Source organism: Serratia sp. NCCP-200 (genome assembly GCF_059697885.1).
Window position 1 is genome coordinate 947,640 of the sequence record NZ_BAAKUJ010000002.1, and the last position, 25,584, is coordinate 973,223.

At 55.0% G+C, this 25,584-nt stretch carries 22 protein-coding genes; 10 read left to right on the forward strand and 12 right to left on the reverse strand.

The window, feature by feature from the left end:
* Positions 1 to 54 precede the first annotated feature (54 nt).
* Positions 55 to 2,670: an aminopeptidase N gene (pepN, locus tag AC6HVW_RS09645; RefSeq protein ID WP_071680730.1), complete on the forward strand. Its 2,616-nt coding sequence runs from the start codon at positions 55 to 57 to the stop codon at positions 2,668 to 2,670.
* A gap of 32 nt (positions 2,671 to 2,702) precedes the next feature.
* Here the strand turns inward: pepN and ssuB are convergent, their stop codons facing one another.
* From ssuB to ssuE, 5 genes are read right to left on the reverse strand one after another with little or no spacing between them, the layout of a single operon-like run.
* Positions 2,703 to 3,476 carry an aliphatic sulfonates ABC transporter ATP-binding protein gene (ssuB, locus tag AC6HVW_RS09650; protein ID WP_186486175.1) on the reverse strand — a complete coding sequence of 258 codons (774 nt, stop codon included), beginning with the start codon at positions 3,474 to 3,476 and terminating at the stop codon, positions 2,703 to 2,705.
* Positions 3,476 to 4,267, reverse strand: coding sequence for an aliphatic sulfonate ABC transporter permease SsuC (gene ssuC / locus AC6HVW_RS09655; protein WP_046808141.1), 792 nt, complete (start codon positions 4,265 to 4,267; stop codon positions 3,476 to 3,478). Before ssuC ends, ssuB begins: the two co-directional genes overlap by 1 nt.
* Positions 4,268 to 4,278: 11 nt before the next feature.
* Positions 4,279 to 5,427 carry an FMNH2-dependent alkanesulfonate monooxygenase gene (gene ssuD, locus AC6HVW_RS09660; RefSeq protein WP_071680727.1) on the reverse strand — a complete coding sequence of 383 codons (1,149 nt, stop codon included), beginning with the start codon at positions 5,425 to 5,427 and terminating at the stop codon, positions 4,279 to 4,281.
* Between the two features lie 15 nt (positions 5,428 to 5,442).
* Positions 5,443 to 6,408, reverse strand: coding sequence for a sulfonate ABC transporter substrate-binding protein (locus AC6HVW_RS09665; protein ID WP_071680726.1), 966 nt, complete (start codon positions 6,406 to 6,408; stop codon positions 5,443 to 5,445).
* Positions 6,409 to 6,418: 10 nt separating this feature from the next.
* The gene (gene ssuE / locus AC6HVW_RS09670; RefSeq protein WP_186486176.1) at positions 6,419 to 6,997 is read right to left on the reverse strand and encodes an NADPH-dependent FMN reductase; all 579 of its coding nucleotides are present in this window, start codon (positions 6,995 to 6,997) and stop codon (positions 6,419 to 6,421) included.
* A 476-nt stretch (positions 6,998 to 7,473) separates the two neighbouring features.
* Between ssuE and pyrD the strand changes: the two genes are divergently transcribed.
* Together pyrD and AC6HVW_RS09680 are read left to right on the forward strand one after the other, a co-directional pair.
* Positions 7,474 to 8,484, forward strand: a complete 1,011-nt coding sequence (gene pyrD / locus AC6HVW_RS09675; RefSeq protein ID WP_071680724.1) for a quinone-dependent dihydroorotate dehydrogenase — start codon at positions 7,474 to 7,476, stop codon at positions 8,482 to 8,484.
* A gap of 157 nt (positions 8,485 to 8,641) precedes the next feature.
* Positions 8,642 to 9,190 (forward strand): cell division protein ZapC, encoded by a 549-nt coding sequence (locus tag AC6HVW_RS09680; RefSeq protein ID WP_021804887.1) that lies wholly within the window; start codon positions 8,642 to 8,644, stop codon positions 9,188 to 9,190.
* A gap of 6 nt (positions 9,191 to 9,196) precedes the next feature.
* On the opposite strand, the gene AC6HVW_RS09685 is transcribed toward AC6HVW_RS09680, so the two are convergent.
* The gene (locus AC6HVW_RS09685; protein ID WP_071680723.1) at positions 9,197 to 10,300 is read right to left on the reverse strand and encodes a YcbX family protein; all 1,104 of its coding nucleotides are present in this window, start codon (positions 10,298 to 10,300) and stop codon (positions 9,197 to 9,199) included.
* Between the two features lie 104 nt (positions 10,301 to 10,404).
* On the opposite strand from AC6HVW_RS09685, the gene rlmKL reads away from it, so the two are divergent.
* From rlmKL to rmf, 6 genes are all read left to right on the forward strand, one after another.
* Positions 10,405 to 12,525 carry a bifunctional 23S rRNA (guanine(2069)-N(7))-methyltransferase RlmK/23S rRNA (guanine(2445)-N(2))-methyltransferase RlmL gene (gene rlmKL / locus AC6HVW_RS09690; protein WP_137751241.1) on the forward strand — a complete coding sequence of 707 codons (2,121 nt, stop codon included), beginning with the start codon at positions 10,405 to 10,407 and terminating at the stop codon, positions 12,523 to 12,525.
* Positions 12,526 to 12,530: 5 nt separating this feature from the next.
* Complete coding sequence (locus tag AC6HVW_RS09695) at positions 12,531 to 14,435, forward strand: ABC transporter ATP-binding protein (RefSeq protein WP_021804884.1); 1,905 nt, start codon at positions 12,531 to 12,533, stop codon at positions 14,433 to 14,435.
* Positions 14,436 to 14,554: 119 nt separating this feature from the next.
* A complete protein-coding gene (gene pqiA / locus AC6HVW_RS09700; RefSeq protein WP_497569375.1) occupies positions 14,555 to 15,829 on the forward strand; it encodes a membrane integrity-associated transporter subunit PqiA in 1,275 nt (424 codons plus the stop codon).
* Positions 15,816 to 17,462: an intermembrane transport protein PqiB gene (pqiB, locus tag AC6HVW_RS09705; RefSeq protein ID WP_071680720.1), complete on the forward strand. Its 1,647-nt coding sequence runs from the start codon at positions 15,816 to 15,818 to the stop codon at positions 17,460 to 17,462. The genes pqiA and pqiB overlap by 14 nt, the downstream gene beginning before the upstream one ends.
* Positions 17,459 to 18,016, forward strand: a complete 558-nt coding sequence (gene pqiC, locus AC6HVW_RS09710; RefSeq protein WP_071680719.1) for a membrane integrity-associated transporter subunit PqiC — start codon at positions 17,459 to 17,461, stop codon at positions 18,014 to 18,016. The genes pqiB and pqiC overlap by 4 nt, the downstream gene beginning before the upstream one ends.
* Positions 18,017 to 18,285: 269 nt before the next feature.
* Complete coding sequence (gene rmf / locus AC6HVW_RS09715; RefSeq protein WP_071680718.1) at positions 18,286 to 18,453, forward strand: ribosome modulation factor; 168 nt, start codon at positions 18,286 to 18,288, stop codon at positions 18,451 to 18,453.
* Between the two features lie 70 nt (positions 18,454 to 18,523).
* Here rmf and fabF read toward each other — a convergent pair whose 3' ends face one another.
* From fabF to AC6HVW_RS09735, 4 genes are all read right to left on the reverse strand, one after another.
* On the reverse strand, positions 18,524 to 19,798 hold the full coding sequence (gene fabF, locus AC6HVW_RS09720) for a beta-ketoacyl-ACP synthase II (RefSeq protein WP_071680717.1): 1,275 nt from the start codon (positions 19,796 to 19,798) through the stop codon (positions 18,524 to 18,526).
* Positions 19,795 to 20,319 carry a winged helix-turn-helix transcriptional regulator gene (locus AC6HVW_RS09725; RefSeq protein WP_071680716.1) on the reverse strand — a complete coding sequence of 175 codons (525 nt, stop codon included), beginning with the start codon at positions 20,317 to 20,319 and terminating at the stop codon, positions 19,795 to 19,797. The genes fabF and AC6HVW_RS09725 overlap by 4 nt, the downstream gene beginning before the upstream one ends.
* Positions 20,320 to 20,433: 114 nt before the next feature.
* Positions 20,434 to 20,952 carry a bifunctional 3-hydroxydecanoyl-ACP dehydratase/trans-2-decenoyl-ACP isomerase gene (gene fabA, locus AC6HVW_RS09730; RefSeq protein ID WP_024485665.1) on the reverse strand — a complete coding sequence of 173 codons (519 nt, stop codon included), beginning with the start codon at positions 20,950 to 20,952 and terminating at the stop codon, positions 20,434 to 20,436.
* A gap of 68 nt (positions 20,953 to 21,020) precedes the next feature.
* On the reverse strand, positions 21,021 to 22,769 hold the full coding sequence (locus tag AC6HVW_RS09735; protein ID WP_175415614.1) for an AAA family ATPase: 1,749 nt from the start codon (positions 22,767 to 22,769) through the stop codon (positions 21,021 to 21,023).
* A 208-nt stretch (positions 22,770 to 22,977) separates the two neighbouring features.
* Here AC6HVW_RS09735 and matP point away from each other — a divergent pair, with 208 nt between their 5' ends.
* Positions 22,978 to 23,436, forward strand: a complete 459-nt coding sequence (gene matP, locus AC6HVW_RS09740) for a macrodomain Ter protein MatP (protein ID WP_071680844.1) — start codon at positions 22,978 to 22,980, stop codon at positions 23,434 to 23,436.
* Between the two features lie 66 nt (positions 23,437 to 23,502).
* Here the strand turns inward: matP and ompA are convergent, their stop codons facing one another.
* Together ompA and sulA are read right to left on the reverse strand one after the other, a co-directional pair.
* Positions 23,503 to 24,561, reverse strand: a complete 1,059-nt coding sequence (ompA, locus tag AC6HVW_RS09745; protein ID WP_071680714.1) for a porin OmpA — start codon at positions 24,559 to 24,561, stop codon at positions 23,503 to 23,505.
* 359 nt (positions 24,562 to 24,920) lie between these two features.
* Positions 24,921 to 25,427, reverse strand: coding sequence for an SOS-induced cell division inhibitor SulA (sulA, locus tag AC6HVW_RS09750; RefSeq protein ID WP_071680713.1), 507 nt, complete (start codon positions 25,425 to 25,427; stop codon positions 24,921 to 24,923).
* Positions 25,428 to 25,584 lie beyond the last annotated feature (157 nt).

A 25,584-nucleotide genomic window follows, 5' to 3' on the forward strand; every position in this document is an offset into this window, starting at 1 on the left:
GCGGTGCGCTCCGAGTCCGGGATCTGTAACTCACTGAGACGTCAAAGGGTTTTTATGACACAACAGCCACAGGCGAAGTATCGCCACGATTATCGCGCCCCAGATTATACCATCACCGATATCGACCTGGATTTTGAACTGGATGCAGACACCACGCGCGTTACCGCCGTCAGCCAGATCAAACGGCAGGGTGCCGCCGGTGCACCGTTAACGTTGAATGGCGAAGACCTGACTCTGGTGAGTATTCAAGTGGATGGGCAGCCGTGGAGCGCCTATCACCAGCAGGAAAACCAACTGGTGATCGAACAGCTACCTGCCCAGTTTACCCTGACGATCGTCAACGATATCCATCCGGCTAAAAATAGCGCGTTGGAAGGGCTATACCTGTCTGGCGAAGCGCTGTGCACCCAATGCGAGGCCGAAGGCTTCCGCCACATCACCTTCTATCTGGATCGCCCAGACGTGCTGGCCCGTTTCACAACCCGCATCGTCGCCGATAAAGCGCGTTATCCGTTCCTGCTGTCGAACGGCAACCGGGTGGCTGAGGGTGACCTGGCAGATGGCCGTCACTGGGTACAATGGCAGGATCCGTTCCCTAAGCCTAGCTATCTGTTTGCGCTGGTAGCAGGGGATTTCGACGTGTTGCGCGATAGCTTCACCACCCGTTCTGGTCGTAAGGTGGCCTTGGAGCTGTTTGTCGACCGTGGCAACCTGGATCGTGCCGACTGGGCCATGACCTCGCTGAAAAACTCGATGAAGTGGGACGAAACCCGCTTTGGCCTGGAATACGATCTGGATATCTACATGATCGTCGCCGTGGATTTCTTCAACATGGGGGCGATGGAGAACAAAGGGTTAAATATCTTTAACTCGAAGTATGTGTTGGCCAAGGCAGAAACCGCCACCGACAAGGATTACCTGAATATTGAAGCGGTGATCGGCCACGAATATTTCCATAACTGGACCGGCAACCGCGTGACCTGCCGCGACTGGTTCCAGCTTAGTCTGAAAGAAGGGCTGACGGTGTTCCGCGATCAGGAGTTCAGCTCCGACCTGGGCTCCCGTTCAGTCAACCGCATCGATAACGTGCGGGTGATGCGTGGGGCGCAGTTTGCCGAAGACGCCAGCCCGATGGCGCATGCGATCCGGCCGGATAAAGTGATCGAGATGAACAACTTCTACACCTTGACGGTGTATGAGAAAGGATCCGAAGTGATCCGCATGCTGCACACGCTGCTGGGGGAACAACAGTTCCAGGCGGGGATGCAGCTCTATTTCGAACGCCACGACGGCAGTGCGGCAACCTGCGATGATTTTGTGCAGGCAATGGAAGACGCTTCCAACGTCGATCTGTCGCTGTTCCGCCGCTGGTACAGCCAGTCTGGTACGCCGCTGCTGACGGTGCGTGATGATTATAGCGCCGAGGATCAGCAATACCGCTTGCACGTCAGCCAGAAAACCGCGCCGACGGCCGATCAGCCAGAAAAACTGCCGTTGCATATTCCGCTGGATATTGAGCTTTACGACAGCGAAGGCAACGTTATTGCCTTGCAGAAAGGCGGTTCCCCGGTCAATAACGTGTTGAACGTCACCGCCGCCGAACAGACTTTTGTGTTTGATGGCGTTGCGCATAAGCCGGTTCCTTCGCTGTTGCGTGAGTTCTCGGCACCGGTCAAGCTGGACTATCCGTACAGCGATCAGCAACTGACGTTCCTGATGCAGCATGCACGCAATGAGTTTTCTCGCTGGGATGCCGCGCAGAGCCTGCTGGCCATTTACATTAAGCTGAACGTCGCCAAACATCAGCAGAAGCAGCCATTGTCGCTGCCGCTGCACGTGGCAGATGCCTTCCGGGCGGTGCTGCTGGATGAGAAGCTGGATCCGGCCCTGGCCGCGCAGATCCTCACGCTGCCATCGGAAAACGAAATTGCCGAGCTGTTCGCCATCATCGATCCGCAAGCCATTTCGGCAGTGCATGAAGCGATCACCCGTTGCCTGGCTAAAGAGCTGGCCGATGAGTGGCTGGCGGTATATCACGCTAACAAAACCGAAGGGTACCGGGTTGAGCACGGCGATATTGCCAAGCGTTCGCTGCGTAATATTTGTCTGCACTATCTGGCTTTCGGCGATGTAGAGCAGGCCGACAAGCTGGTGGTGCAACAGTTCCAGCAGGCTGACAACATGACCGATTCGCTGGCGGCACTGGCTGCGGCGATGGGGGCACAGTTGCCTTGCCGTGATGCCTTGATGGCCGAGTTTGATGAGCGCTGGCATCACGATGGTTTGGTGATGGACAAGTGGTTTATCTTGCAGGCCACCAGCCCGGCGGCAGACGTGCTCAGCAAGGTGCGTTCGTTGCTTCAACACCGTTCATTCAGCCTGAGTAATCCAAACCGTACTCGCTCGTTGATTGGTGGGTTCGCTTCGGCTAACCCGGCGGCGTTCCATGCGGCAGACGGCAGCGGCTATCAGTTCCTGGTGGAGATCCTCAGCGATCTGAACAAGCGTAACCCACAGGTTGCTGCGCGGCTGATTGAACCACTGATCCGCCTGAAGCGTTACGATGCCTCTCGTCAGGCGTTGATGCGTCAGGCGCTGGAGCAGTTGAAAGGGCTGGAGAACCTGTCTGGCGATCTGTTTGAGAAGATCACCAAGGCGTTAGACGCGTAAAAGCAAGGGGGGCGGCATTTGCCGTCCCCTGATTAATTTGCCACCCGGCGGGAAGTCCCAACGGTTTGCGGTGGTGACAACACCCTGGTCAGCACCTCTGCTTCCAACTCTGCCAGCTTTGCCGAACCTTTGCGGCGCGGTCGTGGCAAATCAATGGTCAGATCCAATCCGATACGTCCTTCTTCGATTAACAGCACCCGATCGGCCAGTGCGATCGCCTCGCTGACGTCATGCGTGACCAGCAGTACGGTGAAGCCATGCTGTTGCCAAAGCGTTTCGATCAGCCCCTGCATTTCAATACGCGTTAACGCATCCAGTGCCCCCAAGGGTTCATCCAACAGCAACAAACGTGGGCGATGGATCAACGCACGGGCCAGGGCGACGCGCTGTTTCTGCCCGCCAGACAGCGCGGCTGGCCATTCATTGGCACGATCGGCCAGCCCAACGGTGGTTAACGCCTGCAATGCAGCATCACGCCAGTTGCCGCGTAGGCCAAGCCCCACGTTATCGATCACCTTTTTCCACGGCAGCAGGCGAGCATCCTGAAACATCAGACGCGTATCGTCTTTGGCGTGGCTGAGTGGGGCATTACCACTCACCAGGGTCCCACCGTTGGCCGTTTCCAGCCCTGCGAGCAGGCGTAATAAGGTGCTTTTACCACAGCCGCTGCGCCCAACCACGGCCACAAACTGGCCCGCAGTGATGCGGAGTTGCAGATCGTCCAGCACGGTGCGGTTGCCATAACGTTTGGCGATGCCTTCCAGCGTAATGGGGGTGCCTTGCGGAATACGAGTCGGGGCCGTCATTATGCTTCTCCTGATTTCAGTTGATAGGCCGGGTGCCAGCGTAACCAGACACGTTCGAGCAGTTGTGCGCAGGCATCGGCCAGTTTGCCGAGCAGGGCATACAGAATAATGGCGACCACCACTACATCGGTTTGTAGAAATTCACGGGCGTTCATTGCCAGATAACCGATGCCAGAGTTGGCGGAGATGGTTTCGGCGACGATCAGCGTTAACCACATAAACCCGAGCGCAAAACGCACGCCGACCATGATCGAAGGCAACGCGCCGGGTAACACCACCTGCGTAAACAGGCTAAAGCCGCTCAGGCCGTAGCTGCGCGCCATTTCCAGCAGGCCACGGTCGATATTCTTGATGCCGTGATAGGTGTTCAGATAGATCGGGAATAGCGTACCCAGCGCCACCAGAAAGATTTTGGCGGACTCGTCGATGCCGAACCACAAGATCACCAGCGGGATTAGCGCCAGATGCGGCACGTTACGGATCATCTGTACCGAGCTGTCGAGCAAACGCTCTCCCCAACGGGACAGGCCGGTAATGAACCCTAGTACCAAGCCAATGCTGCCACCGATACTGAAGCCAATCAGCGCACGCCAACTGCTGATGGTCAGGTGTTGCCACAGTTCGCCACTCTTGGTTAAGGCCCAAAAGGCAGCCACTACGGCGCTCGGCGCGGGCAAGATACGGTTAGATAACCAGCCAGCCTCAACGGCGGTCTGCCAGCCAATCACCAGCGCTACCGGCAAAGCCCAGGGGGCCAGCCGGTGCAGAATTTGTTGTGCACCGATCGCCATCACTGTTCTCCTCAGCTTTGTGACACTTTTTGTGGGATATAGATATTGGCGACCGCTTCGCCCTGTGGCTTGATCGTACGCAACTGGGTTGGTTGTTCGCTGGTCGCCAGATCGAGATGCGGGAACAACAGTTCACCTACGCGATAGGCCTCTTCCAGATGCGGGTAACCGGAAAGAATAAAGGTATCGATACCCAGGTCGGCATATTCCTGAATGCGCTCAGCGACCGTCGGACCATCGCCCACCAACGCCGTGCCTGCACCGCCACGCACCAATCCGACACCGGCCCACAGGTTAGGGCTGATTTCCAGATTGTCCTTCTTGCCGCCGTGTAAGGCCGCCATACGCTGTTGGCCAACGGAGTCGAAGCGGGCGAAGGCTTTTTGTGCATCCGCAATGGTTTGATCATCGAGGTTGGCGATCAAACGGTTGGCCGCCTGCCAGGCTTCTGCGGTGGTTTCGCGCACGATGACGTGCAGGCGAATGCCGAAGCGGACTTTGCGCCCCAGGGCCGCTGCTTTGGCTCGTACTTCCTCTATTTTTTCTTTCACTTGAGCAGGGGGTTCTCCCCAGGTCAGATACAGTTCAACCTGCTCGGCTGCCAGATCCTGTGCCGCCTCTGAGGAACCGCCAAAATACAGCGGTGGGCGAGGTTGCTGCACTGGCGGGAACAACAGCTTGGCGCCTTTCACCTGAATATGCTTACCGGCGAAATCGACGGTTTCACCTTCCAGCACTTTGCGCCATACGTGGGTGAACTCGGCGGAGGCTTCATAGCGTTCGGTGTGGTTAAGGTGTAATCCTTCCGCTGCCAGCTCTTCTGGATCGCCGCCGGTCACCAGATTGAACAGGGCGCGGCCATTGGAAAGGCGATCTAGCGTGGCGGCCTGCCTGGCTGCCAAGGTCGGGGATATGATGCCGGGGCGCAGGGCCACCAGGAACTTCAGCCGCTGCGTGACCGGAATTAACGACGCGGCAACTAACCAAGAGTCTTCGCACGAACGCCCCGTTGGGATCAGCACGCCGCCGAAACCGAGCCGATCAGCGGCCTGGGCGATCTGCTGAAGATAACCGTAATCGACCGCACGTGCCCCTTCTGAACTTCCCAGATAGTGGCCATCTCCGTGAGTCGGTAAAAACCAGAATACGTTAATGCTCATAGCGCTCTCTCCTGATTATTGTGCGGCTGGGTGCCAGACGCGTTGAGAAATATCGACCTGAACCGGAACCAAGCGGTTGGCGAAAAAGAGATCGGCGGTTTTTTGCTGGGCAGCAATGGTGGCGTACCCTAGGGGTTTGATGGCCGTCGGTGGGCGATGATCCAGATAGCTGGCAATTACCGCTTCCGGTAAGCCCATCGCCTTGGCCAGCAAGGTAATGCTCTGCGCCCGATCGCTATGCGTCAGCGCATCGGCCTGGGTCAGCACCGCCAGCACCTGCTGGATGAACGGGCCGTTGGCTTCGGTATAAGGGCGAGCGGCCAGATAGAAAGAACCGGTCTGGTTCAGTTCGCTGCCATCGGTCAATACCCGCACTCCGCCTTGCAGCAACGCGGCAGAATAGTAGGGATCCCAGATCACCCAGGCATCGACGTTGCCCTGTTGGAAGGCCGCTCTGGCATCGGCGGGCGTCAGATAAACCGGTTGGATATCGGTAAACCTCAGGCCGTCCCTTTGCAGTGCCCGCAGTAGCAGGTTGTGTGAACTGGAGCCTTTCTGGAAGGCCACTTTATGGCCTTTCAACTCGGCGACGCTGTGGATCGGGCTATTTTCCGGCACCAGGATCACTTCCGCCTTGGGTTTTGGCGGTTCTACGCCGACGTACAGCAGGTCGGCACCGGCCGCTTGGGCAAAGATTGGAGGGATATCGCCGGTGCTGCCCAGATCGATGCTGCCGACGTTCAGCGCCTCGAGCATCTGCGGGCCCGCCGGGAATTCGATCCAACTGATGTTGGTGGCAGGAAAGCGTTGTTCCAGCAACTGGTGGGTTTTGGCCAACACCAGACTCACCGAGCCTTTTTGATAGCCAATACGAAACTGAGCAGGCGCGTTATCTTGTGCGACAGCGGTATTGGTCAGCGCCAGCGCCATAATGGCGGCCAGCGCACCGGTGTTAAGCCAACGGCGGAAAGAGAGTGGCATGATGATTTCCTTAGGCAGTTTGCCGGGTTAACAGAGAGGCGGCGGTGTTTGGCACCGGCGGTTTACGACGGCTGAGCGCCAGATAAAAACTGTCCAACGCTTCGTTCAGGCGTGCGGCCACCCCATCGGATAGCTGGGCCTGTTCACCGTTAAGCACTATCTGGCCGTCATCGGCAAACACGCCGTGCAGCACTTCCTGGGCTTTCAGCGCCGTCAACACTGGCTTCAACGCATAGTCCACCGCCAGCATGTGGCCGATGGAGCCGCCGGTGGCCAGCGGCAAAACCACTTTGTGTTCCAGCGCGCGTTCAGGAAGCAGATCGAGTAAGGTTTTCAGCGCGCCAGAAAACGATGCCTTATAAACCGGCGTGGCGATCAAGAGACCATCCGCAGCGGCCAGTTGTGCGGCGAAGGCTTTAATATCAGGGCTGTTAAAATTGGCGCGCATCAGGTCTTCCGCCTGAAAATCGTGCAGGGTATAGGGGATCACTTCCACCTGCTGCTGTTGTAGCCAGCGTTGGCTCAGTTGCAACAGCGCCGCCGAGCGTGAGGGGAGCCTTGGGCTGCCAGCTAGAGATAAAACGCGCATCGCCACTCCTTATATCAAAAAGTTATTAATGTTAAATTAATGTTCGTAAGGTGTTTTAAAGCTAACAGCAAAAGGAGGTGATTTTTAAATCTCATTTTTTGATTTTGATATGCGTAAAGGGGGAAAAGCGGGGAAGTAGTGCCATACAAGGGAAACGATTGCGCTAAACGCGCTTTTTTTGCCTTTAATCAATTCCAATTGGCGAGGGGATACCGGATAATACGCCCCCGGTCGACAGGCCTATCCTGCTGACTTGAGGTTGTCGCTAAATAACCGCAACACCGAAAGCCTGAAGCAGGTGGGGATCATGCAGGTTAGCCGACCGTTGAGCGCAGGGATGCGTGATTGCGAGCCCCCAGGGATGGGTTTACGATGTGTCGGCGTTCTGCATGATCCCCACGTGTATCCCCATCAGGCACAGCGATTTACTTGCGACCTCAAGTCAGCAGGATATCACCGGGAAATCAGGAGAGTACATGTACTACCCCATCGTCAGGAAAGCCTTGTTCCAGCTCGATCCCGAGCGCGCACACGAATTGACCTTCAGTCAACTGCGCCGTATTACCGGCACCCCACTAGAGTTTCTTATCCGTCAGTCGGTGCCGAGCAAGCCGGTGAGCTGCATGGGGCTCTCTTTTAGCAACCCATTAGGTTTGGCCGCCGGTCTGGATAAAGACGGCGAGTGCATTGATGCCTTTGGCGCGATGGGCTTTGGCTTTGTTGAGGTTGGTACCGTTACGCCGCGTCCGCAAGCGGGCAATGAAAAACCGCGTCTGTTCCGCCTGGTCCCGGCCGAAGGGCTGATCAACCGCATGGGGTTCAATAACCATGGCGTAGACAATCTGGTTGAAAATGTTAAAAAATCCCATTTTGGCGGCGTGCTGGGGATCAATATCGGTAAAAATAAAGACACGCCGGTCGAGCAAGGCAAAGACGATTATCTGATCTGTATGGATAAGGTTTATCCGTATGCGGGGTATATCGCGATTAATATCTCATCACCCAATACCCCAGGATTACGATCCTTACAGTATGGTGAAGCGCTGGACGATCTGCTAGCGGCGATAAAAAATAAGCAGGCCCAATTGCAGGCTCGCCATCACAAATATGTGCCGGTTGCAGTAAAGATCGCGCCGGATCTTTCAGAAGAAGAACTGATCCAAATAGCAGACAGTTTAGTGCGTCATAATATAGATGGGGTCATTGCCACCAATACCACTCTCGATCGTAAACTGGTTCAGGGGTTGAATTACTGCGATCAGGCAGGGGGATTAAGTGGCCGTCCGGTACAGTTACGCAGCACCGAAGTGATCCGCCGTTTGTCGCAGGAGCTGCAAGGGCGCTTGCCGATTATCGGCGTTGGCGGAATTGACTCCCTGACGGCGGCGCGGGAAAAAATGGAGGCCGGGGCAACGTTGGTACAAATTTATTCCGGTTTTATCTTCCACGGACCGCGTTTGATTAAAGATATCGTTACCCATATCTAATATTTTGCCTTTCATTTTCGACCGGGGGTTTATTTCTGCCCCCGGCTCGTCTATATTTTGTTCGGTAGCGGAATTATCCGATGTTTCAGCAACCTTTCTGGTGATAAAATCGCCCTTTGCGTAATACTGCGTTGGCATGTGGTGAGAAGGATAAGCAATGAAGATAAAACCTGATGACAATTGGCGTTGGTATTTTGACGCTGAGCACGATCGACTGATGCTCGATTTAGCCAATGGTATGATCTTCCGTTCACGCTTTCCGGCAAAAATGCTAACCCCGGACGCCTTCGCTGAATGTGCATTCTGCGTCGATGATGCAGCGCTTTATTTTGATTATGAAGAACAGTGCAAACAGATAAAGCTCAGCCATGAACAACGTGCCGAGTTGGTATTAAATGCGCTGGTGGCCTTCCGTTTTCTCAAACCCCTGATGCCCAAGAGCTGGCATTTTGCTCAGCAACACTATCCGCTGCGCCCAAAAAATGGCGAGTTGGCGGCGGTGAAGGTGATGGATAGCGGTGTCGAGGCGCGTCTGCTGGTGGTGGAAGCCGGGGATAATGCCAGCCTGTGCTTGCTGGCACAAAATCAGCTGGCGTTGGCTGGGCGCACCATGGTGTTGGGGGATGCGATAAAAGTGATGCACGATCGCTTGAAACCTTGCATCCCGGATGAACAGTCTGCCCCGGCTTACGACAGGGCAGTGTAATAAGCGTTACGCCAGCTTCACATCGCTTTTAGGAATACAGCTGCAACAGAGGATGGTGCCGTTGGCAGCCACTGCGCTTTTCTTTAGCGGCACAACCTCGCCCTCCACCAGCGTTATCTTGCAACTGCCGCACAGGCCAGCCCGGCAGGAGTAAGGAATGCGAATGCCTTGCTGCTCCAACTGCTCTAACAAGATCTGCTGGTTATTACCGGCAAACACCTTTCCTTGATACTCAATGCTCACGCTGGTGGTGTTGTCCTGCGGCGCCTGCAGGCTTTCGACGACCTTACCTGCCCCATAAGGCCGCGGCGGTTTGGTTGACAATACTTCAACGCTATCGCCGACGCGGATAATACCGCTGTTACGGGCAATCATGTTTTGGCCAAAGTCGACGTCGCCATTATCGGCAGTGCGGAACTGTTGTAGCGTGCTCAACGGCTCGCCGCTCGGATGTTTGCGGCCACGTTCGACGCTGACCGTGGTCAATACGCAGCGGCTGCAAGGTTTTACCAGATCGAACATCACGTCGCCGACGCGGATCACCTGCCAACCATCTTCTGCCCAGGCCGGGCTGCCGGTCACCACCAGGTTCGGGCGGAACTGCTCCAGCCTGATGCTGCTTGGGCAACGTTGCTGCAGATCCTGGAACGAAGCTTCATTAATCAGCAGATAAGGGTAACCGTCGGCAAAGGAGAGTGGAATTTCCGGGTGCTTCTTTACCCTGCGGGTTAATTCAGGCCCCACCCAGCGTAGCTGGACCTCGCGCTGAAAATAACCGCTTAGCCAACTGTTGATGGCCACCGGCGCGATCAACGCGGTGAAATGATTGCCCCACACCTCGGTCGGCTGCGCATCGGGAGCGAAGTCAATGAAGCGGATCGCCGCGCTTTCACCGTCCGGTGCGGTCAGAAACAGACCATCCGCCAACAACGCCGGGGTAAACAGCACCATCTGCGGATATTGGCGGGCGGTGATGAAGGTACCGTCTGGCTCGGTGATCATGAAAGAGCGATCAAAAGCCAGGCCGTTGCTGGCCACCTGAGCGTGAGAGAGCTGCAAACCCCGTAGTGATTTGACCGGATGAACGTAAAGTCGGGAGAGCGTGATCACCCCTGCCTCCGTGCGATAAATGAAATAGAAGGGAGCAACTTTATGACAAGCGGTCTGGATTAGCTATAATGCGCAACAATTTTCTTTTTGGTGATAAGCACGATATGAACACTCTGTTTGCCAGCACGGCGCGTGGACTGGAAGAACTGTTAAAAAGCGAACTGGAGCGGCTTGGCGCTCACTCCTGCAAAGTGGTGCAGGGGGGAGTACATTTTCAGGGTGACGATCGTCTTCTGTACCAAAGCCTGCTCTGGAGCCGCCTGGCTTCGCGTATTCTGTTGCCGCTGAATGAATTTCGCGTGCACAGCGATTTGGATCTGTACCTCGGTGTGCAGGCCATTGACTGGCCATCGATATTTGGCCTGGATAAAACCTTTGTCGTGCACTTCAGCGGCCTCAATGAAGAGATCCGCAATAGCCAATATGGTGCGCTGAAGGTCAAAGATGCCATTGTGGACAGCTTTACCCGCAAGCTCAACGATCGGCCAATGGTAGAGAAACAGCAGCCGGACATTCGGGTGAACGTTTTCCTGCAGCGTGATATGGCCAGCGTAGCGCTCGATCTGAGCGGAGAAGGTTTGCACCAGCGCGGCTATCGCGATCTTACCGGCCAGGCTCCGTTGAAGGAAAACCTGGCGGCGGCGATTGTCCAACGTTCCGGCTGGCAACCAGGGGCGCCGATGCTGGACCCGATGTGCGGCTCTGGCACGCTGTTGATCGAAGCGGCGATGATCGCCTCCGATCGTGCGCCTGGCCTGCATCGTCAACATTGGGGCTTTACCGCCTGGAACGGCCACAATGCCGAACTGTGGCGTGAAGTGATCACAGAAGCGCAGGTGCGGGCGAAACGTGGCCTGCAAGAAACCCCGTCACGCTTCTTCGGTTCCGATATCGATCGTCGCGTCATTGAAATGGCGAAGGGGAATGCCCGCCGCGCTGGCGTGGCCGAATTGATCACCTTTAACGTTAATGACGTCAGCAAACTGACCAACCCACTGCCGGAAGGTCCGGTAGGCACGGTGGTCAGCAATCCACCCTATGGTGAACGCCTTGAGAGCGAACCGGCACTGATTGCGCTGCACAATATGTTAGGGCGCATTATGAAGAGCCACTTTGGTGGCTGGCAGCTTTCGTTGTTCAGCGCTTCACCGGAATTGCTCAGTTGCCTGCAGCTGCGCGCCGAGCGCCAGTTCAAGGCGAAAAACGGCCCGCTGGACTGCGTACAGAAAAACTACCAGTTGGCAGAAAACCCGCAGGGTGCTGGTGGTGTGCAGGTGGCAGAAGACTTTGCCAACCGTCTGCGCAAGAATCTGAAGAAATTGGACAAATGGGCGAAGCAGCAGGGGATCGAGTGCTATCGCCTGTATGATGCCGATCTGCCTGACTATAACGTGGCGGTGGATCGCTATGGCAGTAAGGTGGTGGTGCAGGAATACGCGCCGCCGAAAACTATCGACGCGCAGAAAGCCCGCCAGCGCCTGTTTGACGTGATTAACGCCACGTTAGCGGTGTTAGAGCTGCCTTCGAATCAGCTGATCCTGAAAACCCGCGAACGTCAGAAGGGCAAAAATCAGTATGAGAAGCTGGCGCAGAAGGGTGAGTTCCTGCTGGTAGAAGAGTTCAATGCCAAGCTGTGGGTCAACCTGACGGATTATCTCGATACCGGGTTATTCCTCGATCACCGCATCGCTCGCCGTATGCTGGGTGAGATGAGCAAAGGCAAAGACTTCCTCAACCTGTTCGCCTACACCGGCACCGCAAGCGTACATGCCGGGTTGGGGGGCGCACGCAGCACCACCACGGTGGATATGTCACGTACCTATCTGGAATGGGCGGAGAAGAACCTGCGGGTTAACGGCCTGACCGGTAGACAGCACCGCCTGATCCAGGCAGATTGCCTGTCCTGGCTGCACAATGCCGACGAACAGTTCGATGTGATCTTTATCGATCCGCCGACGTTCTCCAACTCCAAGCGGATGGAGAACACCTTTGACGTACAGCGCGACCATCTGGCGCTGATGAAAGATTTACAACGGATACTGCGCCGTAACGGGACCATTATGTTCTCCAACAACAAACGCGGTTTCCAGATGGATCTGGCAGGTCTGAACGCACTGGGTCTGGAGGCGAAAGAAATTACCGCCAAGACACAGTCAGAAGACTTTGCCCGTAACCGTCAGATCCACAACTGCTGGCTGGTCACCCACGCCGGCGAAGGAAAATAATTACTATGTCGTTAATCAGCATGTCCGGTGCCTGGCTCTCTTTCAGCGATGCACCTTTGTTAGACAACACCGAAATTCATATTGAAGACAATGAACGCGTCTGCCTGGTTGGGCGCAACGGGGCCGGTAAATCAACCCTGCTGAAGATCCTGGGTAAAGAGATCCCCTTGGACGATGGGCGCATCATTTACGAGCAGGATCTGATTGTGGCGCGTTTGCAGCAGGATCCTCCGCGCAATATCGGCGGCACGGTGTTCGACTTTGTGGCCGAAGGCGTGGCCGAGCAAGCGGAACACCTGAAGGCGTATCACGCTATCTCACATCAAGTGGAGCTGGATCCGAGTGAAAAGAACCTGACGCGTATGGCGCAGGTTATGGAGATCCTCGATCACCAAGGCTTATGGCAGCTAGACAGCCGTATCAGTGAAGTCCTGTTGCAACTGGGGCTGAACGGCGATGCGGAGCTGTCCTCCCTTTCCGGTGGTTGGCTGCGCAAAGCGGCACTGGGCCGGGCGTTGGTCAGTTCACCGCGCGTGTTGCTGCTTGATGAACCTACCAACCACCTGGATATCACCACCATCGACTGGCTGGAAGGGTTCCTGAAAGAGTTCCAGGGCAGCATCGTCTTCATCTCGCACGACCGTTCGTTTATCCGCAATATGGCCACGCGCATTGTCGATCTCGATCGCGGCAAGCTGGTGTCATGGCCGGGCAACTACGAGCTGTACCTGGAAAGCAAAGAAGAAGCGCTGCGGGTCGAAGAGCTGCAGAACGCCGAATTTGACCGCAAACTGGCGCAGGAAGAAGTTTGGATCCGCCAGGGCATCAAGGCACGCCGCACGCGTAACGAAGGCCGGGTGCGTGCTCTGAAAGCGTTACGTAACGAGCGTTCACAACGTCGTGAAGTGATGGGTACCGCCAAGATGCAGGTGGAAGAGGCCGTGCGTTCGGGCAAGATTGTGTTCGAAATGGAAGACGTCAATTATCAGGTTGCCGACAAAGTGCTGGTCCGGGGCTTCAGCGCCCAGGTGCAGCGCGGTGACAAAATCGCACTGGTGGGGCCCAACGGCTGTGGTAAAACCACCTTGCTGAAATTGATGCTCGGTCAACTGAAAGCCGACAGCGGGCGAGTGCACTGTGGCACCAAGCTGGAAGTGGCTTACTTTGATCAGCACCGCGCCGAGCTGGATCCAGAACGTACCGTGATGGATAACCTGGCGGAAGGTAAGCAGGAAGTGATGGTCAATGGCCGTTCGCGCCATGTGCTGGGCTATCTGCAGGACTTCCTGTTCCACCCTAAACGGGCAATGACGCCGGTCAAAGCGTTGTCGGGCGGGGAGCGTAACCGCCTACTGCTGGCTAAATTATTCCTTAAGCCGAGTAATTTACTGATCCTCGATGAACCAACCAACGATCTGGACGTCGAAACGCTGGAACTGTTGGAAGAGATGATCGATAGCTACCAGGGCACCGTATTGCTGGTGAGCCACGATCGTCAGTTTGTTGATAACTCCGTGACCGAGTGCTGGATTTTCGAAGGCAATGGCGTGATCGACACTTACGTCGGGGGCTACTACGATGCACACCATCAGCGTGCCACCGCCAAGCCGATCCGCACGGTAGCCACCAGCCAAACCAAGGCTGCGGTGGAGAAAAAAACCGAGCAGCCCAAGAAATCAGCAGCCAAACTGAGTTATAACCTGCTGCGCGAACTGGAGCAGTTGCCGCAGCGCCTTGAACAGCTGGAAGTGGATATTGAAGCCTTGCAGGCACAGGTGAGTGATGCGGGATTCTTCTCACGCCCGCACAGCGAAACCCAGCAGGTGCTGGCCGATCTTGCCACTGCGGAGCAGGCACTGGAACAAGCCTTTGCCCGTTGGGAAGAGCTGGAAGCAATGAAAAACGGCTGATCGGAAACGGGTTGCCCGCACGCTGCTGCTGTGGGCAACCCAGGCTGTACCGATGAGCGACACGGTTAAGGAGGATAATGGTGTGTTCCCACGAAAGTCATAAGCAGCAGAGTCATGCGATGCATGGCGAGCCTCAACAGGATAACCTGATACTGTGCCCACAATGCGATATGCTGGTGGCGTTGCCGCCTTTGCAATCAGGCTCCAAGGCCGTTTGTCCCCGTTGTAAAACGACGCTCAGCGCCCGCTGGGCAGAACCGCGCAAACAACCGATTGGTTTTGCCCTCAGCGCGTTATTCATGCTGGTGTTAGCCAATATCTTCCCGTTTATCAATATGCGCGTTGCCGGTCTGGGCAATGAAATCAAACTGATCCAAATTCCTCAGGTGATGGTGGCAGAAGACTATGCCAGCATGGCCACCCTGTTTATGGTGTTTGTGCAACTGATCCCGGCGTTTTGCATGTTGGCGATTATTCTGCTGTGTGCCAGGGTGCGGCTACCACGACAATGGAAGATCTGGATGGCCAAAGTGCTGTTCCAGTTGAAGACCTGGTGTATGGTCGAGATCTTCCTGGCTGGCGTGCTGGTTAGCTTTGTCAAACTGATGGCTTATGGTGATATCGGCATTGGTTCCAGTTTCGTCCCTTACTGTCTGTTTTGCCTGCTGCAGGTGCGAGCCTTCCAATGCGTCGATCGCCGCTGGCTGTGGCAGGATATTGAACCCGCCCCGTTGATTGATCGCCCGTTGCAGGTTGGGCGTACCGGTCTGCGTCAGGGAGTTCGTTCCTGCTCCTGCTGTACGGCCATCCTGCCCGCCCAGCAGTCCAAATGCCCGCGTTGTCACACGGTGGGCTATGTACGCCGCCACCACAGCCTGCAATGGACGATGGCGTTATTGGTCACCTCGATCATATTGTATATTCCGGCGATGCTGATGCCGATTATGATCACCGAGGCGTTGGGCAATAAAATGCCATCAACGGTCATGGCCGGGGTGGTGCTGCTATGGGGAGAAGGGTCCTATCCGGTGGCGATGGTGATTTTCATTGCCAGTATCATGGTGCCCTCGCTCAAGATGTTGGCGATTGGCTGGCTATGCCTGGATGCCAATGGCAAAGGCAAGGCCAATGCCGATAGCGAGCGTATGCATCTGATTTATGAAGTGGTGGAGTTTGTTGGCCGTTGGTCAATGATCGACGTGTTTGTGATCGCCGTGCTTTCGGCGTTGGTACGTATGGGACAGTTGATGAGTATTTATCCAGACATTGGGGCGCTACTGTTCGCCATGGTGGTCATTCTCACCATGTTTGCTGCTATGGCGTTTGATCCCCGTTTAACCTGGGATCGCGCAAATGAAACAATAAAAAAGGAGCCGCAAGGTGACGGAAAGTAATCATGGCGTCGCGGATGTTGAGAAGATCAAGCGCTGGTCGCCGGTGTGGATCATTCCCATTGTCACCGCGTTGATCGGTGCGTGGATCCTGTTTTATCACTTCAGCCATCAAGGGCCGCAAGTGACGTTGGTCACGACCTCCGCCGAAGGTTTGGAAGCGGGAAAAACCAAGATCAAAAGCCGCAGTGTGGATGTCGGTACGGTGGAAAGCGTCACCCTGAGCGAAGATTTGAGTAAAGTGCTGGTGCAGGCTCGCCTGAACTCCGGCATGGAAAAGCTACTGCGTGACGATTCGGCCTTCTGGGTGGTGAAACCGCAGATTGGCCGTGAAGGCGTCTCCGGGCTGGGGACCTTGTTCTCCGGTGCCTACATTGAATTGCAACCGGGCAACAAGGGCAAGGTTGGAAAAGCGGATTATCAGCTGCTGGATGCTCCGCCGCTGGCCTCTCCCGATGCCAAAGGGTTGCGCGTGATACTGGACAGTGACAAGTCCGGTCAGTTGAACGCTGGCGATCCGGTGTTGTTCCGTGGCTACCGCGTTGGCTCGGTTGAAACCAGCTATTTCGATCCCAAGCTGCGCTCCATGCGCTATCAGCTGTTTATTACCGCGCCTTACGATCAGTTGATCACTACCAACGTCCGGTTCTGGAAAGACAGCGGCGTTGCCTTCGATATGTCCGCACAGGGGATGCGTGTGGAAATGGGATCCTTGGCGACGCTGTTTAGCGGTGGCGTCAGCTTTGACGTGCCAGAAGGTTGGGAGCGTGGCCCAGCGGTGAAAGAAAAGGCCGAGTTTGCCCTGTTCGATAACCAGCGCAATATTCAGGATTCTCTTTATACCGAGCATGTCGATTATCTGGTGTTCTTCTCTGAATCGGTCCGTGGCTTGCAGCCGGGGGCGCCAGTCGAGTTCCGGGGTATTCGCCTGGGTACCGTGGGGCAAGTGCCGTTCTACAAAGAAGGTATGCGCCAGCAACTGGATAGTGACTATCGCATACCGGTGCTGATCCGTATTGAGCCAGAGCGCTTTAACCAAGAGGTAGGCAAGGGGTTCGATGTAGTACAGCATTTGAAAGATGCAGAAGCACGGGGCATACGCGCCTCGCTGAAGTCCGCTAACCTGCTGACCGGGGCGTTATATATCGATCTGGACTTCTATCCAAATGAGAAGCCGTGGAAGGGGCCGCGTGAGCTGTTCGGTTATCCGCTGTTGCCAACTACTGGCAGTGGCCTGGCGCAGATCCAGCAGAAGCTGGTACAGACGCTAGACAAGATCAATTCGATGCCGATCAATCCAATGATCAACGAAGCGACCAAAACGCTGGCCGAAAGCCAGAAGGCCATGAAAGAAACGCAGAAAACCCTGCAGTCGCTCAATGACATCATCGGCAGTAAAGAGATGAAGGCATTGCCGGAAGATATGCAGAAAACCCTGCAAGAACTCAATCGCAGCATGAAAGGGTTCCAGCCAGGATCGCCTGCCTACAACAAGATGGTCGGTGATATGCAACGTCTCGATCAGGTACTGCGTGAGCTGCAACCGGTGCTGCGTACCCTGAACGATAAGAGCAACGCCCTGGTATTTGAAGCCGCGGGCAGTAATGACCCTCAGCCGAAGAAGGCCAAAAAATGAAAAAATGGATCCCGGTAGTTTTGGCGCTGTTGCTGAGCGCCTGTAGCAGTACGCCCAACAAGACTTACTATCAGTTACCGGCGTTGGGAACCCCGGCTCAGGTGAGTGGCACCCAGGCGTCACGCCAGCTGTGGTTGGAGCACGTCAGCGTGGCGGATTTCCTGGCGCAGAGTGGGGTGGTTTACCAGACTAACGACGTGCAGTTTGTGATTGGACAAAACAACCTGTGGGCCAGCCCGTTGGATCAGCAACTGCAACAGACATTGGTGACCAACCTGGGCAGCGCTTTGCCGGGTTGGGTGGTGTCATCACAGCCGATGAGCAGCGATCAGGATGTGCTTAACGTCACCATCAGCGGCTTCCATGGCCGCTACGATGGTAAAGCGATCGTCCGTGGTGAATGGGTGTTGAGCCATCAGGGCAGGCTGATCAAGCGGCCATTCAACCTGGAATTGAAACAGAGTGAAGATGGCTATGACGCCTTGGTCCGCACCTTGGCCCAGGGTTGGTTGCAGGAAGCGCAGGAGATTGCCGCACAGGCAGCTCGCCTTTAATCATAGCTTGTAATAATGCGTTCTAAAGCCATCCCGGTAAGGCAAAGTAAAAGCCTTGCCGGGATTTTTTTCTTTTATTATCATGAAATTAAATCCAGTCCAGCAATATCAGCCACTTAGCTTATGCGCCGTGCATAGCTCACAAATATGACAACGGTATGAAATTTGAACGTTGATCTTCTCGCCATTTAGGGCTATTCCTTAAATGTGGCTGTATTTCGTGCGGCCATTGTTTTCTTTCCACAGAGTAACAACGAGGGAAACGAGGCATGAAGAGACAGAAAAGAGATCGTCTGGAGCGGGCTGAATCACGCGGTTACCAAGCAGGTATTGCAGGGCGTTCGAGGGAACTTTGTCCCTACCAATCTTTAGATGCCCGGGCTAACTGGCTGGGAGGGTGGCGAAAAGCCATGGAGGACAGGGCTGTGACCGCTTAAGCGGCTCTCTGTCATGAATTAAGGAACGACCTCCGCCAAACAAGCGGAGGTTTTCGTTTTAAGCGTAAAATTATTCCTGCCAGCGTTTCAGCAAAATACTCGCGTTGACTCCCCCAAAACCAAATCCGTTCGACAGGGCATAGGTCATTGCCATCGGTTCCGCCTTATTGGCCACCAGATGCAGACCGGCGGCGGCAGGGTCTGGATTATCCAGATTCAGGGTGGCCGGAGCGATTTGATCGCGCAGCGCCAGAGCGGTGAAAATGGTTTCCAGTCCGCCTGCGGCTCCCAGCAGATGGCCAGTGGCCGATTTGGTGGAGGTGATGGCGATATGCCCATCGGTGCCGAACAGGTGTTTGATGGCGTTGATTTCACCCAGATCGCCAACCGGGGTTGAGGTGGCGTGCGCATTCAGATGCTGAACCTGATCGGGCGTGACGTCAGCCTGTTTCAGCGCAATCTTCATCGCCCGATAGGCGCCATCGCCATCTTCGGCCCCGGAGGTCATATGGTAGGCATCCGCACTGGTGCCGTAACCGACAATCTCAGCTAACGGCTTGGCACCGCGTGCCAATGCATGTTCCAACGTCTCGATCACCAACATCCCAGCACCTTCACCCATCACAAAGCCGTCGCGGGCGCTGTCAAACGGGCGTGACGCTTTGGTTGCGGCATCCGCTGGCGTGGTTGACATGGCTCGGGCAGCGGCAAAGCCCCCCAGGCTGACGGTATCGATAGCGGCTTCCGTTCCGCCGCATAAGGCGATATCGGCTTCATCGTTGCGGATCATCCGCACTGCATCGCCAATGGCCTGCACGCCTGCGGCACAGGCGGTGACTGGTGCGCCAATCGGCCCTTTGAATTGATGCTTGATGGAGACATGGCCCGCGGCCAGGTTAACCAAAAAGGAGGGAATGGTGAAAGGAGAGAGGCGCTTCGGCCCGCGGCTATCTGTGGTGCGCACCGCGTGGGCGATAGCTGGGAAACCACCAATACCAGAGGCGATCACGGTGGCCGTCCGTTCCTGTTTCTCCTCACTATCGGCGCTCCAGCCAGCCTGCTTAATGGCTTCGTCAGCGGCGGCCATCGCCAGCAGTATAAAGCGGTCCATTTTCTTTTGGTCTTTCGGTGCCACGCTCAGGTCAGGATCAAAACCGGCAGCGGCATCCTGCTCCAGCGTGGGCACCTGGCCGCCGATCTTGACCTGCAAATCTGCCACCATCTCTTCGGGTAGCGGGCTGATCCCTGACTGACCCGCCAACAGGCGTTGCCAGATCGGCTCTACGCCGCAACCCAAAGGAGAGACGGCCCCCATACCGGTGATAACTATACGACGACTGCTCATAGTGACTCCTTGGATGATTCATTAAGTAAGGCGTAGTGATGCTGCATCAGAGAAGCACGGCGTGACATGGCTTCTCCGGCCGCAGGACCTGCCGCCAACGTGATGTGCTGTAGGGCGATAGGCTGCTGGGTTAGCGCATCGATTAATAGAGGCTGTATTGGTTGACCGCTGCGTCGATCAACCAGTTCCGCGCTGTGTGCCCCTTCAGTCAGATGAGTATTGCCCCACTGGAACAACGTCACCAACACTGGGAAGAAATCCTTGCCACGCTCGGTGAGCAGATATTGGTAGCGTACCGGGCGAGTCTGGTAGCGTTGCTTATAAAGAATGCCGCTTTCCACCAGAAATTTAAGCCTGCGGGTCAGCAGCGTGGGGGATAGCCCCAGGCTTTGCTGAAACTCGTCAAATTTGCTCAGGCCATGAAAGGCATCGCGCAGGATCAGGATGCTCCACCATTCCCCCACGCGCCCCAACGAACGGGCGATTGGGCAGGGGGTCGTTGCAAAACTGGTTTTTTTCATGCAGCCCTCTTAGTGGATACATTTATTGTAGTCACTGCGTGGCGATTAAACGACCAGAACAGTAATAACAAAGGGGGGAAATAAACGGCGACCGAGAGAGGCCGCCGTAGGGCATTAGAACGCCGCAGCGTCCTTGAACAGGCCCACTTTCAGATCGCTGGCGGTATAGATCACTTTGCCATCGCACAGCACTTCGCCATCAGCCACGCCCATAATCAGCTTGCGGATGATCACGCGTTTGAAGTTGATGCGGTAGGTGACTTTTTTGGCGGTTGGCAGTACCTGACCGGTGAATTTCACTTCGCCGACGCCCAGAGCACGGCCTTTGCCTTCACCGCCCATCCAGCCTAGGTAGAACCCTACCAACTGCCACATGGCATCCAGACCCAGACAGCCTGGCATAACCGGATCGCCAATAAAGTGACAATCGAAGAACCACAGATCCGGATTGATATCGAGCTCAGCTTCTACGTAGCCTTTATTGTGGCTACCACCGTCTTCGGTCATCTTGACCACGCGGTCCATCATTAACATGTTGCCTGATGGCAACGGTGGGCCACCGGCGCCAAACAGTTCGCCACGGCCCGATGCTTCGAGATCTTGTTTCGTATAGGATTCGCGTTTATCTACCATGTTCTCAGTAAACCTTTTTTTGATGAAGGACGCAGCTTAACTTACACGTGTACGCTGAACAAGTCCGATCAGCCACGGCTGAACCAGTTAAGCCAGCGCAATGGCCACGGCAACGGACGCCGTTCTGGCAACATGGCCTGTGCAATTCGCTCCTGGATGGCGGCCAGCAAGCTAGGCTGCTGCTCATCGGCGAACGGATAGCCGGTCAATAACGGCAAGGCTTCTGCAACGCTATCTACCGCCCACAGATGGAATTGCCCAACACGCACCGCTTCGACGACGTCTGGGCGTAGGCAAAGGTGCCGTACGTTGCTGGCTGGCAGGATCACACCCTGTTTACCCGTCAGGCCACGGCGTAGACAAACCTCGAAGAAACCTTCGATTTTTTCGTTTGCACCACCGATCGGTTGCACATTACCAAACTGGTCAACGGAGCCGGTCACGGCAATTTGCTGGGTGATCGGCTGCTGTGACAATGCGCTGATCAGGGCGCAGAGTTCGGCCAGTGAGGCGCTGTCCCCGTCAACTTCGCCGTAGGATTGCTCAAAGACGATCGAGGCGGAGAAGGGCAACTGCTGATCGAGATCCAGTTCGGAGATCAGGAACGCCTGCATGATCATCATACCTTTGGCGTGCAGATTGCCGCCAAGCTCGGCCTTGCGCTCCACATCGGTGAATTCGCCATCGCCCAGGTGGACCACACAGCTGATGCGCGAAGGTTCGCCAAAGCTGCGCGGATGCCCTGGATAATCCAGCACAGACAGGCCGTTAATCTGACCAATCACCTCACCTTCGGTTTCGATCATGATCTGGCCCAGCTCAATCTCGTCCTGCATGCGTTCTGCCAGATAGCTTTCACGCCATTCGCGGGCATTCAGCGCCGCTTCTAACGCTTTAGCGGTGATCTGTTCATCTTCGGCATACAGAGCGGCCTCAGAAAGCTGCTGGCTGACCCACAGCGGTGATAGCGGTAGGCTACCCTGGTCACCGGTATGGCGCACCGCCTGGACCATCAGAGGCTGCCAGGCGTCGGCTGCCAGCGGTGGTAATTGCTGCTCGGCGACCACGCTATTGATATAGCCACACCATTGCACCATATCGTCTGGCTCGGTGAGCTGCAGATCGTCTTCATATTCACCGTAGACGGCCTGCCCGCAGACTTCAGGCTCCATATCATGGAAATCAGCCAGGCCATGGCGATCGCCCACCACAATCAGGCGTAACTCCAACGGCATCGGCGGGATCGAAATCGGCAGTGGCCGGGTTTCATCTGGCGTCAGCCACTGGAACTGGCGCTGGGTAATCATCTGCTTGAGACGCAGCCACAATAGCGGCTGTGCCAATAGGGCTCGCGCCGACAGGATCAGCACGCCGCCGTTAGCCTGATGGACCAGGCCCGGCTGCAAGGTGATCGCACCATTATGCATTCTGACGCAGCCAAATAACTGTTCTGGCTCAACCCATTCCTGGTATACGCAAGCACCGCCGGCGGCAAAAGGTTCATCGCCGCGCATGGCACTTTTAATGCTGACGGTGTCGCCTTCAATCACGTAGTGACTGCCTTTAACGGTATTCTGCGGTTGCAACTCTTCTGCCGCTCGGGCGATCAACGCCAGATACTCACGTGTTTCCTGTGCTTTCAACAGCATAAAACGTGGCAGAGACAGCGGATGCAAAAACAGCGTCAGCGCATTCTCCAAACGGGGCTGGATTGCAGAAAAGGCCACGGGTGCCAATTGAGCAGCGGAATCGAAAATCGCCTGATAAGGCGTAGCAGCAGGCAACAGAGATTGCCATTCAAGTCGGTTATTGGTCAAAGTGTTAGATGCAATCGTCAAAAAGGGAAAGCGCGATTATACAAGAATAACGCCAGCTTGATACCTCCAGAGTCATTGTTGAGCATCGGAGTTTGACATTGCTCGATGACAGTGCAAAAAACAGTCAAAAACGGCGGGTAATTGCCGAGGAAAAGTTGGCTAAAGCTGTTATGCTTATTAAAGTTACACGGTCACAGCAGAGTTCATGATGAAATATCAGCAACTGGAAAATCTGGAGAGCGGTTGGAAATGGAAGTACCTGGTGAAAAAGCACCGGGAAGGTGAAGCGATCACCCGCTACATTGAAAACAGCCTTGCTCAGGAGGTCATTGACCAACTGCTGAAGCTGGAAAATGAACCGGTCAAAGTGCTGGCGTGGATCGATGAGCACATGAATCCGACGTTGGATAACCGGATGAAACAAACCATCCGCGCCCGGCGTAAGCGTCATTTTAACTCAGAACATCAGCATACGCGCAAGAAATCGATCGATCTGGAGTTCCTGGTCTGGCAACGTTTGGCTGCGCTGGCGCATCGCCGTGGTGTCACCCTGTCGGAAACCGTCGTACAGCTGATCGAAGATGCCGAGCGCAAAGAGAAGTATGCCACCCAGATGTCATCGCTGAAACAGGATCTACAGGCGATCCTGGGTAAGGATGATAAATAGCATTCCCCAAATGTTTAGGCCAAAAAAAACCCCGCAATGCGGGGTTTTTTACTAAGAAGCGCTTACTTAGCCCTGAGGCTGAGAAACAACTTCTTTGATGCCTTTAACTTCGATCTCTACGCGACGATCTGGAGCCAGACATGCGATCTGAGCTGCAGTTGCGCGGCCTGAACGGTAGCCACAAGAGTCACCGGTAACTGGGTTAGCTTTACCCATGCCACGTGCAGAGATCTTGTCTGAAGGGATACCTTTAGACACGAGGTAATCCACAACGCTTTGTGCACGTTGCTCAGACAGGCGCAGGTTGTATTCTGCTGAACCTACTGCATCAGTGAAGCCCAGAACGACAACAGAACCGTCTTTCGGATCCAGTGAGCTCAGTTGGGTGTACAGCTGATCCAGAGCCTGTTGGCCTTCTGGCTTCAGGGTCGCTTTGTTGAACGCGAACAGAACGTCAGAAGTCAGAGTGAACTTCTTGGTCTCAACAACTGGAGCTGGAGCCGGAGCTGGAGCTACTACTGGAGCAGCAACTTCCTGGCCAAAGCGGTAGGAAACACCTACGCTCAGCATGCCGTTGTCTGGACGTGCGCCAACGGTACCTGCATCACCGATGTTGTTAACCCACTGGTAGTCCAGGCGGGTAGCCCAGTCACGGTTCAGTGCGTATTCAACACCCACTGCTGCCAATGGAGAAACGCCAGTGTCATGGTTGCCACCGTTAGAGCCAGCACCATCACTGTCTGCACGCCATACCATGCCGCCCAGACGAGTGTAGACGTCCAGATCGTTCATGATTGGGTAGCTCAGTTTAGCTGCCAGTTGAACGCCTTGAGCTTTGAAAGAACCCCGGTTAGCACCGGTATATTTCATACGACCTAACCAGTCGTAGCCCATTTCGAAGCCCAGGTATTGGTTTGCCTGATAGCCAACGAACGCACCAGCACCAATCTGGTCTTTACGTGCGTCGTTATCAACGGTGTAACCGTTACCGTAGAAACCGGTGTCATGGAACTGGGACCAACCCAGTTTAGCACCAGTGTACCAAGTGTCGTCTTTTGGTGCGGCTTGCGCTACTGTAGCGAAACCTGCCAGTGCCACTGCTAATGCGATAGCTGTCTTTTTCATTTTGCGCCTCGTTATCATCCAAATAGGCAATGAGCTTTAAAGCTGCTTTAAGCCCTTGGTTTAAATTCCTTCGCCAAGGTTTGAGCCCTCGTTTGTTACTCTGCCAGTTTTTCTGGCGTTATAGAGCAACCTTGGCGATGTAAAGTCTACAACGTGGCGCGAAAGTTACAAGTGTGATGTGATAAAGCTCTAAAAAAAAACATGGAATTAGACATATCCTCTAACATATCGGGGGGCTAAACGAGACTTTTTTTCATATGGAAGGTGGCGCCGAACCGCAGCCAACCTCGCTTCTCGCCCGATCTGCCTGCGATTGCCAGACCAAGCGATAAAAGTGATGGGAAAAGTCCTAAATTTACTTAATGATACAAAGAAGAGTGAATTTTTAAGGTTGAACAGTGTCTGTCGGCAGCAACGATGTCACGTTGGGGTCGCATAATGAACCCATAGGCATTGCCCAATTCTGCCGCTCGACTCAGCCTTAGACGATCCTCTTGTGTCAATTCTGGTAACCAGCCTAGCACCACACTGTAATTTCCTGTCAGTAAAGCCTTCTCCATGGCGTCTACGGTAGCCAGTGGATTGATCTGATTAAGCTGTACGACCTTATCAACCGGCAGGCTGGCCTGTTGCAGCCAGGCTTTGCTCAGTTTCTGCTGCGGGGTCAACCACAGTAACCAGCGTGATTGCTTGCCCAACTGCTGTAACAAAGGCACCAATAACTGGGCTACGGCGGGTTGCCGCTCATTGTAAACAAGCTCACTGATAAGGCCATTTTCGTTGCCCTCTTGCGCAGGGATCACCGCTTGCTTTGCCGGCATTGAGGATTGGCTAAAATGAGGTTGATAAAGTGATTGAGTACGCATGTCGTCTCCCGCCCGTAGTGTTACTGTATGTATATACAGTATAGCCATCGAAACAGAAGATCAACCCAAATTTTCGTAACGCTTCGCATAATTGAGATTATTTATTGTACGTCTTGAATTTATGATTGGCACGACTAGGGATAATGCGTATTTTTTT

Bases quoted from the DNA above. Each gene is read 5' to 3' on its own strand.
- pepN (WP_071680730.1), top strand. From the start codon at position 55: ATGACACAACAGCCACAGGCGAAGTATCGCCACGATTATCGCGCCCCA.
- ssuB (WP_186486175.1), bottom strand. From the start codon at position 3,476: ATGACGGCCCCGACTCGTATTCCGCAAGGCACCCCCATTACGCTGGAA.
- ssuC (WP_046808141.1), bottom strand. From the start codon at position 4,267: ATGGCGATCGGTGCACAACAAATTCTGCACCGGCTGGCCCCCTGGGCT.
- ssuD (WP_071680727.1), bottom strand. From the start codon at position 5,427: ATGAGCATTAACGTATTCTGGTTTTTACCGACTCACGGAGATGGCCAC.
- AC6HVW_RS09665 (WP_071680726.1), bottom strand. From the start codon at position 6,408: ATGCCACTCTCTTTCCGCCGTTGGCTTAACACCGGTGCGCTGGCCGCC.
- ssuE (WP_186486176.1), bottom strand. From the start codon at position 6,997: ATGCGCGTTTTATCTCTAGCTGGCAGCCCAAGGCTCCCCTCACGCTCG.
- pyrD (WP_071680724.1), top strand. From the start codon at position 7,474: ATGTACTACCCCATCGTCAGGAAAGCCTTGTTCCAGCTCGATCCCGAG.
- AC6HVW_RS09680 (WP_021804887.1), top strand. From the start codon at position 8,642: ATGAAGATAAAACCTGATGACAATTGGCGTTGGTATTTTGACGCTGAG.
- rlmKL (WP_137751241.1), top strand. From the start codon at position 10,405: ATGAACACTCTGTTTGCCAGCACGGCGCGTGGACTGGAAGAACTGTTA.
- AC6HVW_RS09695 (WP_021804884.1), top strand. From the start codon at position 12,531: ATGTCGTTAATCAGCATGTCCGGTGCCTGGCTCTCTTTCAGCGATGCA.
- pqiA (WP_497569375.1), top strand. From the start codon at position 14,555: ATGCATGGCGAGCCTCAACAGGATAACCTGATACTGTGCCCACAATGC.
- pqiC (WP_071680719.1), top strand. From the start codon at position 17,459: ATGAAAAAATGGATCCCGGTAGTTTTGGCGCTGTTGCTGAGCGCCTGT.
- rmf (WP_071680718.1), top strand. From the start codon at position 18,286: ATGAAGAGACAGAAAAGAGATCGTCTGGAGCGGGCTGAATCACGCGGT.
- fabF (WP_071680717.1), bottom strand. From the start codon at position 19,798: ATGAGCAGTCGTCGTATAGTTATCACCGGTATGGGGGCCGTCTCTCCT.
- AC6HVW_RS09725 (WP_071680716.1), bottom strand. From the start codon at position 20,319: ATGAAAAAAACCAGTTTTGCAACGACCCCCTGCCCAATCGCCCGTTCG.
- fabA (WP_024485665.1), bottom strand. From the start codon at position 20,952: ATGGTAGATAAACGCGAATCCTATACGAAACAAGATCTCGAAGCATCG.
- matP (WP_071680844.1), top strand. From the start codon at position 22,978: ATGAAATATCAGCAACTGGAAAATCTGGAGAGCGGTTGGAAATGGAAG.
- ompA (WP_071680714.1), bottom strand. From the start codon at position 24,561: ATGAAAAAGACAGCTATCGCATTAGCAGTGGCACTGGCAGGTTTCGCT.
- sulA (WP_071680713.1), bottom strand. From the start codon at position 25,427: ATGCGTACTCAATCACTTTATCAACCTCATTTTAGCCAATCCTCAATG.